The sequence below is a fragment of the Aeromonas sp. R2-2 genome (genome assembly GCF_040908355.1).
GTDB classification, from domain to species: Bacteria; Pseudomonadota; Gammaproteobacteria; order Enterobacterales; family Aeromonadaceae; genus Aeromonas; species Aeromonas veronii.
This window is the reverse complement of the sequence record NZ_JBFODQ010000004.1, coordinates 1-9,460: the sequence shown is the minus strand read 5'-3', so window position 1 is coordinate 9,460 and position 9,460 is coordinate 1. Positions and strand designations below refer to the sequence as shown.

The following is a 9,460-nucleotide window of genomic DNA, read 5'->3' as shown; positions in this document are numbered from 1 at the left end:
CCAGAAAAGCTGACGCAACCACCAGCTGCCACTCGCACAAAATAGAAAGCCGCCGGAGCAATCCGGCGGCTTTTTTTGTCACTTCATCTTTGTTCGGGTTTGCTCGGGCGCCCGATGACAGACGCCCAACCCCTCAGAGGATTACAACCAGGGGGCAGCGGTCGGCCCGTGGTGCAGGCCCAGCTTCCAAACCCGGCCAAAGTGCTTGTAGTGACCGGCTGCGACGCCAGCCTTCTCACCCATACCGTGGTAGAGATCGAGGTGCCCCTTCTTCACCGCCCCGCCCACATCCAGCGCAATCAACAAGCGCAGCTGGTGCTTGCCGGTCCAATTGCCCTCTTTATCGAGCAAGGGGACTTCGGCGAGGATCGGGGTACCCATCGGCAGCAAGGTCTTGTCGGCGGCAACGGCCGCCAGCGGCAGCAGCGGGATACCGGCGGCGCCGATCACATCATTGGTGGGTCGACGCTCGAAGAAGACATAGGAGGGGTTCTGCTCCACCAGCTCCTTGACGCTCTCCTCCGGTTGACGGTTGGCCCACTCCTTGATGGCCTTCATCGACATTTGCTCTTTGGGCACTTCACCGCGGTCGATCAGTACCCGGCCGATACTCACGTAACCGTGGCCGTTCTTGCCGCTGTAGCCCAGATATTGCAGCCGATCGTCATCCCCGTAGTGGACAAAGCCCGAGCCCTGCACATCCATCAGGAAGTTGTCGATAAGGGATTTGCTGTAACCCAGCTCCAGCCCGCGATTGGCCAAGGCCCCCTGATGGATCTCGGCCCGGGTCGGACAGCGACCGCCACATTTGGGCATGGCATAGATGGGATATTTGTACTTGGCATCCGGGCGGTGGCGCACCTCCAGCACCGGCGAGTAGTAACCGGTAAAGAGCACGTTACCCATGCGATCGGCGCCGCCCAGCTGAGCCAGGCTGATACCGTAACGGGTGATGTCGGCAGGATTGCCACCGCCCGCGACCCAGCGGGAGAGCTGATGATAGAGCTCGCCATAACGGCGGGTCATCTTGCCGGAGCGCTCCAATACCAGTCTGCTTTGCAGGCCAAACTTGCTGTAGTCGGCACGCGCACGGCTATTGACCCGCTCCACCCTCACCAGATCCTCTGGCAAGGTCCCGTCCAGATACTGCTTGCCCAGATTTTCCGGCACCTCGCAGTTAAGAAAGCATCTGTTGTCGGTCTGTTTTTTGGGCACTTCTGCTTTGTCAGAATTGCCCGCACAACCGGCCAGTCCCAGCACTGCGGCGGTCAGCCAGTACGCGTGTTTGTTCATATGTCCTCATATAACGCCAAGAGCCATGCTCGGCGGGGAAGATGCCAAATTTGCAGGGGGAAAGCAAACGACATCAATCACTTGAAGCAGGATTTCTCCAAAGGGGATCCGCTGGGTTATAACAAGGTGACAGGATGTGCGAGGTGATGGATGGAACAGCTCGAAATATTCCCGCTGCAGAGCCCCTGCATCGGGGTCTGCGAAGTGAACAACAAAGGCTACTGCAAGGGGTGCCTGCGCAATCGCGAGGAGCGTTTCAACTGGCTCACCATGACCCCTGCCCAGCAACAAGAGGTGATGCGCCTGTGCCGGGATCGCAAACGCCGGGTCGAGGCTGCGCGGCGCAAGGCTCATGAAGGCGCGCTCAATGAACCGCAAGCACAACCCGGCTGGGATTTTTAAACGTCTCCCATAGGCCACCCTACTCCCCGATACCCACCCCCGCGATCCGGGCCAGTTCGCTAAACGCCACAAACAGATGATAAAACGTGCTGGCTGGCGCACGAGAGGTCAGCGGCTTTCCCTCGCTATCCACTTGATCAATCCACTGTCCGGGCTTCGCGGGCAACAAGTAGTAGTGGAAGATCCGCGCAACCACCTCGCAGATCTGACAGGCGGTAGCCTCATCCCCCTGTTGTTCATAAGCCGCCAGGAGCGCTTTCAAATGTTCGGTCTGGCACCAGAGCCGGCTGGTATCGCGATAGATTTGCCCATCATCGGTCAGCTCATCGATCACCAGCCCGGTTTGCCCGTGCCCGTGGCGGATGGCAAAGCGGGTCAATATCCCGATTGCCTCGTCAATCTCGGTGCTGGTTGGCTGGATTTCCCAGCTGCTGGCAAGAGTCCGGTAGCGTGCCAGCAGCCAGCACCACTCGTAGTGATGACCGGGGTCGATGAGACGGGAGTCGGCATGACGCGCCAGCAGCGCATCGTCGAAAAACTCGCGCAGTAACCCGGGTTCCAGAAAACGCTGACGAAACAGCCGATACAGCGCGGTTGCCCGCTGCTGCCATATCACATCATCAAAGCTGTCTGCCGCTACTAGCAGCGCCTCGAACAGATGCATATGGGGATTTTGGCTGCGCAGTGGGCCAGATGGCCAACTGTAGTGGAATCCACCGTGCAGCGGGTCCAAAAAGAGTTGCTCAATGGCCTGATAGCGCGACTCGGCCTGTTGTTGCCAGCGTGGATCGCCACTCAGACGATAGAGCCAACACTCAGCCAGCAGGGCAAACGCGTATTCATAGCTGCAGACTGATGCGTCAGCAATCGAACCATCCCGATTAATGGAGAAAACGCTATGCCCCGCCCCATCGTCAAAATGACCCATACCGACCAAAGCAGAACGCTCGGCAAGGGTGCGCCCGTCGTACCACCCCAGCAGGGTGGCGTGGCTGAACACATAGATCTGGCGGCTCTGTACCCGAAAACGGGTCGGCTGCCACAAAGGCTGGCCAGCACTATCCAATCCCTCGGCAAACAGACCACGCTCGGGGTCACCCCCCTGCGCGCCCCAAAGGGGCAGCGCCTCGGAGACCAGCCAGCGATGGCAACGCTGTGCGGCCTCAGTCACCTCGATATGCATAAATTACCTCTCGCAACGGCGATAAAAAGGGAGAGCCAGGCTCTCCCATTGTTGACCAAATGGCCTTGACCCCATCAGAACAGACCGATGGCGACCCCGAAAAAGGCCAGCACCAACAGCCCGAGCATCGCTTTGACCGGCGAGACGTTGCGCTTGGCCATCAGATACCAGGTACCCAGCACCACCACCAGCGGCATCAGTTTGGGGAAGATGCCATCCAGCATGCTCTGAACCTGGATATTGACCCCGTCCGAGGTGACAAAATCTAGCCCGGTGGAGAGGTTGACATAACTGGCCGCAACACCGCCCATCACAAAGACACCGAGCAGGGAGAGCGCCTCGCGCAGCTTGGCCGACTCGGAACTGACCAGAGACTCCACCGAACCAGTGCCAAGCTTGTAGCCCTTCATAAACAACATGTAGGAGCCAGTAATGGCGATGGCGTTGAAGCTGATGATGTAAAACAGCGGCCCCAGCACACTCCCCCCTGCCGCCAGCGCCATACCGATACTGAGCAGAATGGGCACCAGCATACCGGGGATCATGGAATCACCGATGCCAGCGATGGGGCCCATCAGGCCGACCTTGAGGGTGTTGATGGTCTCACCGTCGATCTTCTCGCAATTGGCCCGCTTCTCTTCAAGCCCGACTGCCAACCCATTGATAATGGCGCCGCTCTGGGGCTCGGTGTTGTAGAAGGAGGCATGGCGTTTCATCGCCTCCATCCGTTCAGCCTTGCCGGGATAGAGCTTCTTGAGCGCCGGCATCATGCCGAGGCAAAATCCGAACGATTCGAGTCGCTCGAAGCTCATGGAGGATAGGTTGTACATCATCCACGAACGCCAGCAGGCACGCAGATCCCGTGAGGTAAGAGCAACCGGTTGCTTGGCCGCCAGTTCCCCTGATTGCAGCTCTGTGTTCATCAGAATTCATCCTCATCATCGGTTTGGGTGGCAGCACGGGCAGCGACTGCCGGGCGTGGTTCCGGCTTGTAGTTGTAGTGGATGAGCGCCAGCAGGGCCCCAATCATTACCAGCCCCACCATGTTGAGCTTGAGAAAAACGATGCCGACAAAGCCCACCAGGAAGTAGATCAGCATGCTGTTCTGCTTGATGATCTGCTTGAGCAAGATGGCAATGCCGACTGCAGGCAGAATGCCGCCCACCACCGTCATGGTACGGATCACCAGCTCCGGCAGGCTGTTCATGAACCCTTCGATGTACTGGTTGCCGAAGTAGACGGCAATGAAAGTCGGCACGAAACGCAGCACAAAGTTGCTGGCCTGCGGGAAGATGGCGCTGTTGAGGTAAACCCCCTGTTCATCGCCCTGCTCCAGCGCCACATCGGCCCTGTGGTTCCAGTAGGAGTTGAACACCATCATGAAGTTGAAGAGGATGGTCCCGGCGATGCCGATAGTGGCGGCAATCGCCACGGCAACCGACGGCTCCTTGCCCGACATGATGCCCAGCGCAATGGCCGGAAAGGCGACGAAGTTGAGATCCGCCGGCATGGAACCGCCCGGCGTCACCATGGCGATATAGACGGCCTGCACCGCCACCCCGATCAGGATCCCGGTCTGAATATCCCCCAGAATGGCACCGACCAGCATGCCCGATACCAACGGGCGAGTAATGGTGTACCAGCCACCGGTCAAGCCCAGCAGCCAGGGGCTGCTGAGAGCACCGAGATAGCAGAGTATCCCGATGAGTGTTGCTTCCAGAAACATGATCTCTGCTCCCTATTTCAGCTTTTTCTGGGCATCTGCCCAGCTGTAATGACTGGCATCCGGTACCAGCCGAAAGTCGATCTCGTGACCAAGATTGGCCAAGTAATCAAAGGCGGCGATCTCCTGCGCCGTCACCGACTGGTTGGGGCCTATGGTGGTAGTCTGCTCGCGGGCACTCATGGGCCCGACGTTGATCTTGCCGTTGAGATTATCCAGGGAGATCCCGGCGGCGCACAGGCGCTGCAGGGTGACCGGCGACTTGCCAATCACGAAGTAGCGCTTATCACTGGCGATCACCTTGGGCAGCTTGGCAATGGCCGTCGCCACGTCGAACAGCCACACCTTGGTGTCCGGCACCGCGCCGATCATCACCTGGGAGAGCAGCGGATCGGCCGCCACCTCGTCATCAATCGCGACGATGCCGTCGCAGGGCAGCTCTCTGGCCCAGCGCGTCACCAGCTGGCCATGGATCACCCGATCGTCAATGCGTACAAATGAAATCGCCATCTCGCTCTCCTAGAAGTTGTCATCTTGCTGGTGCGCCGCCGGGGCCGCGATCACCATGGATTCCAGTGCCTGGGCCAGCAACTGGCGGGCCGCCTCGTGCACATCGGTCGCCGCCAGCCAGTCGGCACTCATCAGCAGCATGGGAAAGTTCACCCCGGTCACCACGGCTACCGGCTGCGGCCAGTCGGGGTCAAATGCAAAACGGCATGCCACGTTGTAGGGGGTGCCGCACTCCATGTCGCACAGCACCAGCACCCCGTCAGCCCCCGCGCCATGACGGCGCAGGGTCTGTTCAAACTCGGTGCGAAACGCCTCTATTCCCCCCTCTTCGGTAAGAGAGACTGTGGCTACGGCGGGCAGCTCGCCGTAGACCATGCTGGCGCTGGCCAGCAGGGCCGGCGCCAGTGAACCATGGGTTGCGATAAGGATCCTCAGCATCTTGGTTACCCCCTCACATAGGCCTTGATGGTGGCGATGGTCGCCCCTTCACTCTCGCCACTCGGGCGGATGCGATAACGCCCGACCGAGGCCGGTACGATGAAAGTCTCGGCGTAGTGCACCACAAACGGTGTGAACGCATTGTCGGGACTCTCCACCGTCGCCTCTCGTCCCTCAATCAGATTGAGCACCTGCACCGTGCCGCTGGTGTCGTGCTCCACCGGCACACTGAACCAGTGGCGACGGGTCTCGATAAATTCCCGCTCATGCAGTCCGGTGCGCTCTTCACGCCAACCTTCCCCTTCGGCGATGAGCTCGATGCGATTGACCAGATGTTCACGGGTCCAGTCGGTATCACGCTCCCACTGGATCACCTTGCTGCCATGCTCCAGATGGATGGGGCGCGGAATGCCGTCAAGCCCGACCCGACCCCAGTCCCACAGCTTGAAGGTGAAGATGTAGGGGGTGGCGCTGATCTCGAGCACCATGGCCCCCTCTCCCGAGCAGTGGACGGTTCCAGCCGGGATCAGGAAGTGATCGTGCTTGCGGGCCGGGAAGCGGTTGATGAAACGCTCGTCATCGAAAGGCTTTTCGCCGCGCTGGGCGGCAGCCAGATCTGCCAGCATCTCCTGCGGGTCGATACCGTTGCGGGTGCCGAGATAGACGCAGGAGTCCGGCTTGGCATCAAGCAGGTAGTAGCTCTCGTCCTGGGTGTAGTGCATGCCAAACTCCTGCTGGATGTATTCGGTCAGCGGATGCACCTGCAGACTGAGCGGCTGCCCCCCCACCGTATCGAGAAAATCGAACCGGATCGGGAACTCGGCGCCAAAGCGGGCGTGTACCCGCTCCCCAAGCAAGGCGCTGGGCTGGCACAGCACCAGGTTTTGCGACGGGATCTCCACCCTCACCTCGCCAAAGCGCAGATAGAGGCTGTTCTCCTCGGGTACGCAGTCAAAGCACCAGGCGTAGTTGGGTTGGGCTGGGTCCAGATCACACACCTGCTTCATCCACTGCCCGCCCCAGACCCCAGGATCGAAGAAGGGAACAACCCGGAACGGCTGGTGCACCGCCTGATGCAACCCTTGTTGCAGTGCCGCCCCCGTTACCATGGTCGGCTTGTCCCTAGTGTTGGTGTCGAGCAGGAAATCGATGGTGGGTAGCTGGGCCAATTTATGGCGGTCAAACACTCGCCATTCGATGAAGAAGGCGCGCTTGTAGCGGCGCAATATGTCCTCTTCGGTGTTATCAGCGCCCCAGTTGCCAATCGCTTTACGACGCAGACGCTGCTGGATCTCCCAGCGGGCAAGATCGGCATAGACTCGCACATTCCCTTTCGCCACCAGCGAGGCGCCGCAGCCCATCACCACCACCAGACCTTCGGCTATCTCTGCGACCTGCTGTTGCAGGCGCGCCAAGGCGACCGGGTCAAAAAACTCCACCATCTTGTGGGGTGCCAGCACGCCAAAGACCCTGTCATCGGTGATGAAGCGATCCAGCATCGCCAGCACTTTGGGTTCGGGCAGGCGCGCCTGTTCCACATCAATGAGCGTGTGAGGCCCGAATCTGGTCAGCAGCTGGGTGCGTAGCTCGGTCTGATCCACGCCGTGATAGCAGTCGATCACCAGTACCACTTTCGCCCTGTCTTGCCCGTTCACTTTGGCTTGCAGCTGATGAGCAATCTCATCCCATCCCGCACAGGCGGCCCGCTCATATCCAACAACAGTCACTTCTGGATATTTGTCGTAGTTGGAAATGTAACTCGAATGAATCATTGGCTTGCTCTCTCGTTGACATCTACGACAGAGATAAATCGATTAACCCATTAACCACAACCTGATAAACACGATTAACCTCAAACATTGGGATATATCATCGGCATGGGCGGTGAAATTCGTGATCAACCTCTCACTTGCAACCTTCTCTCATCCGAAACATAGGTTAATCGATATATCTTGATGACACGACCATGACTGGACCCACACCATGAGCAATGTGACTGTTGCAGATATTGCCCGCCATCTGGGCGTTTCCACCGCCACCGTCTCCATGACCTTGCGCAACAAGGGACGCATCTCCGACCACACCCGCCAGCGGGTACTCAAGGCCATCGACGAGCTCGGCTATGTCTACAACCAGACCGCCGCCAACCTGCGCAACAAGAGCAGCAATCAGGTCGGTTTGCTGCTGCACGACATTACCAACCCCTTCTATGCAGAGATGACGGCGGGCCTGAGCCGGGAGATGGAGCATCACGATTTGATGCTGTTCCTTGCCAACAGCGAGGAGTCGGCGGCAAGGCAGCAGCAGTTTATGGACTCGCTGCAACGCAACAGCGCCGCCGGCATGGTGATCTGCGCAGCCCAGCCTACGCCCCACAGCTTTTTCGAGAGCCTGCAACGTCGCCATATGCCCAGCATTCTGGTGGTGCGACCGGTGCCGGATGTAGCGATAGACTTTGTCGGCACCGACAACTTTCTGGGCTGTCAGCTGGCGACCGAGCACCTGTTGAAACTCGGCCACCGTCATATCGCCTTTGTTGGGGGCACCCCCACCTCCATCAGCCGATCCCAACGCCTCGGTGGTTATATGAGCAAGCTGCTCGAACACGGTATCACTGCCAAACCGGAGTGGATCATCAGCTGCGGCGCCAGCCGGGTAGAGGGCACCCGCGCCACGACGGCGCTGCTGGAGCAGCACCCCGAGGTGACGGCAGCGGTCTGCTATCAGGATGTGGTGGCGCTCGGCGCCATGCTGGCGCTGCGTAAGCAGGGGCGGCTCATCGGCCAGAACTTTGCACTGGTGGGCTTTGACGATCTGCCGGAAACCGCGCTGGTCGAACCGGCGCTCACCACAGTCTCGGTGGCGGCACGGGAGATTGGCCGCAAGGCGGGTGAACTGCTGCTCGAGCGGATGGGCGGCAACGACGAACCGGCCAAGAGCATCATTCTGCCCCCTACCCTGGTGGTACGCCAATCTTGCGGCAGCCGCTAATGGGGTGCTCACGACCCATGCAGGCTGAGGGTTAGGTGATTGAGACACTCACCTCGCAGCTCACAACACAAGGTTCCCCTTCCTTCCCTGCGACTACCCGCAGGCCAAACCCCCGCTCTGCCATCAGCCGGTAATCATGACCGGCAATGGCAGGCCAGACCGCCAGTGCAGAGAGCCGGGTCTCGCCGGTATTGATCAGCCGGTGGGCCACGTGACCCGGGATATGGTGAACACTGCCGGGGAAAACCTGCTCAAGCCGACAGACGCCAGCCATATCCTGCAACAGCAGCAAGCCGGTCCCGCACAACCCGAAGTAGTACTCCGCCTGCTCGGCCCGGGCATGGATATGACCGCGGGTCATAAAAAACGCGCTCCCTATCCTGCCGGCCTCAAGATGGGTGACGCCCATGTTGAGATCCCCCTCCACGCCACTGCTGGGCAACATCGCCACGCGATAGAGCACAGTTTGCGGATCAACCTCCGCTTCAGCCGCCGGCTCAGCAAACAAGCCATGCAGATCAGCCAACCTTGTACACTTCTCCACCAGCTCGGCACCTGACAAACTGCCGGTCGCAAAATCCACCATGGGCGGGATCATCAGCTTCATCATCTACTCCTCAGTGACGCTTTATCAGATGGTGCATCTGCACCTCGCCAAAACACGCTAATTGGTTAATCCATTAATCACAAGAGAAGCACACTATTAGAAAGAGATATTCGATGACGAAAGTTCAGCCAGAAAAACCATAACGAGTCGTCAATCAAATAATGAAGAAGAGCCTTCTTATCTGTTTACCTCAAGAACAAAAAACATCAGGTGGAGATACAACTCCACTGAAAATTACACAAAAAATGCCGCCCGGTCTTTCGACCGGGCGGCATTGTCATTGTGATGCGCGTTATGAGCGCGGCAGATCAAC

General features: G+C 59.1%; 10 protein-coding genes. 2 read left to right on the top strand and 8 right to left on the bottom strand.

From position 1 onward, the window contains the following. Positions 1–141 precede the first annotated feature (141 nt). Entirely contained in the window at positions 142–1,293 is a 1,152-nt protein-coding gene (mltA, locus tag AB5Z09_RS00710; RefSeq protein ID WP_043820167.1) for a murein transglycosylase A, read from the bottom strand. A 150-nt stretch (positions 1,294–1,443) separates the two neighbouring features. Here mltA and AB5Z09_RS00705 point away from each other — a divergent pair, with 150 nt between their 5' ends. After that, the gene (locus AB5Z09_RS00705; protein ID WP_323890088.1) at positions 1,444–1,695 is read left to right on the top strand and encodes a DUF1289 domain-containing protein; all 252 of its coding nucleotides are present in this window, start codon (positions 1,444–1,446) and stop codon (positions 1,693–1,695) included. Positions 1,696–1,714: 19 nt separating this feature from the next. On the opposite strand, the gene AB5Z09_RS00700 is transcribed toward AB5Z09_RS00705, so the two are convergent. The 6 genes from AB5Z09_RS00700 to AB5Z09_RS00675 form a co-directional block, all read right to left on the bottom strand. Next, on the bottom strand, positions 1,715–2,878 hold the full coding sequence (locus AB5Z09_RS00700; RefSeq protein WP_368194394.1) for an AGE family epimerase/isomerase: 1,164 nt from the start codon (positions 2,876–2,878) through the stop codon (positions 1,715–1,717). Positions 2,879–2,952: 74 nt separating this feature from the next. Next, positions 2,953–3,801: a PTS system mannose/fructose/sorbose family transporter subunit IID gene (locus AB5Z09_RS00695; RefSeq protein ID WP_368194392.1), complete on the bottom strand. Its 849-nt coding sequence runs from the start codon at positions 3,799–3,801 to the stop codon at positions 2,953–2,955. Beyond that, entirely contained in the window at positions 3,801–4,604 is an 804-nt protein-coding gene (locus tag AB5Z09_RS00690; protein WP_064337977.1) for a PTS sugar transporter subunit IIC, read from the bottom strand. The genes AB5Z09_RS00695 and AB5Z09_RS00690 overlap by 1 nt, the downstream gene beginning before the upstream one ends. A gap of 12 nt (positions 4,605–4,616) precedes the next feature. Next, a complete protein-coding gene (locus tag AB5Z09_RS00685) occupies positions 4,617–5,111 on the bottom strand; it encodes a PTS system mannose/fructose/N-acetylgalactosamine-transporter subunit IIB (RefSeq protein ID WP_368194390.1) in 495 nt (164 codons plus the stop codon). 9 nt (positions 5,112–5,120) lie between these two features. Continuing rightward, positions 5,121–5,549, bottom strand: coding sequence for a PTS sugar transporter subunit IIA (locus AB5Z09_RS00680; protein WP_156852830.1), 429 nt, complete (start codon positions 5,547–5,549; stop codon positions 5,121–5,123). A 5-nt stretch (positions 5,550–5,554) separates the two neighbouring features. Continuing rightward, positions 5,555–7,321 (bottom strand): class I mannose-6-phosphate isomerase, encoded by a 1,767-nt coding sequence (locus AB5Z09_RS00675; RefSeq protein ID WP_368194388.1) that lies wholly within the window; start codon positions 7,319–7,321, stop codon positions 5,555–5,557. 211 nt (positions 7,322–7,532) lie between these two features. On the opposite strand from AB5Z09_RS00675, the gene AB5Z09_RS00670 reads away from it, so the two are divergent. After that, positions 7,533–8,540 (top strand): LacI family DNA-binding transcriptional regulator, encoded by a 1,008-nt coding sequence (locus tag AB5Z09_RS00670; RefSeq protein ID WP_236398483.1) that lies wholly within the window; start codon positions 7,533–7,535, stop codon positions 8,538–8,540. 31 nt (positions 8,541–8,571) lie between these two features. Here the strand turns inward: AB5Z09_RS00670 and AB5Z09_RS00665 are convergent, their stop codons facing one another. Beyond that, positions 8,572–9,150 carry a glucose-6-phosphate isomerase family protein gene (locus AB5Z09_RS00665; protein ID WP_368194386.1) on the bottom strand — a complete coding sequence of 193 codons (579 nt, stop codon included), beginning with the start codon at positions 9,148–9,150 and terminating at the stop codon, positions 8,572–8,574. Positions 9,151–9,460 lie beyond the last annotated feature (310 nt).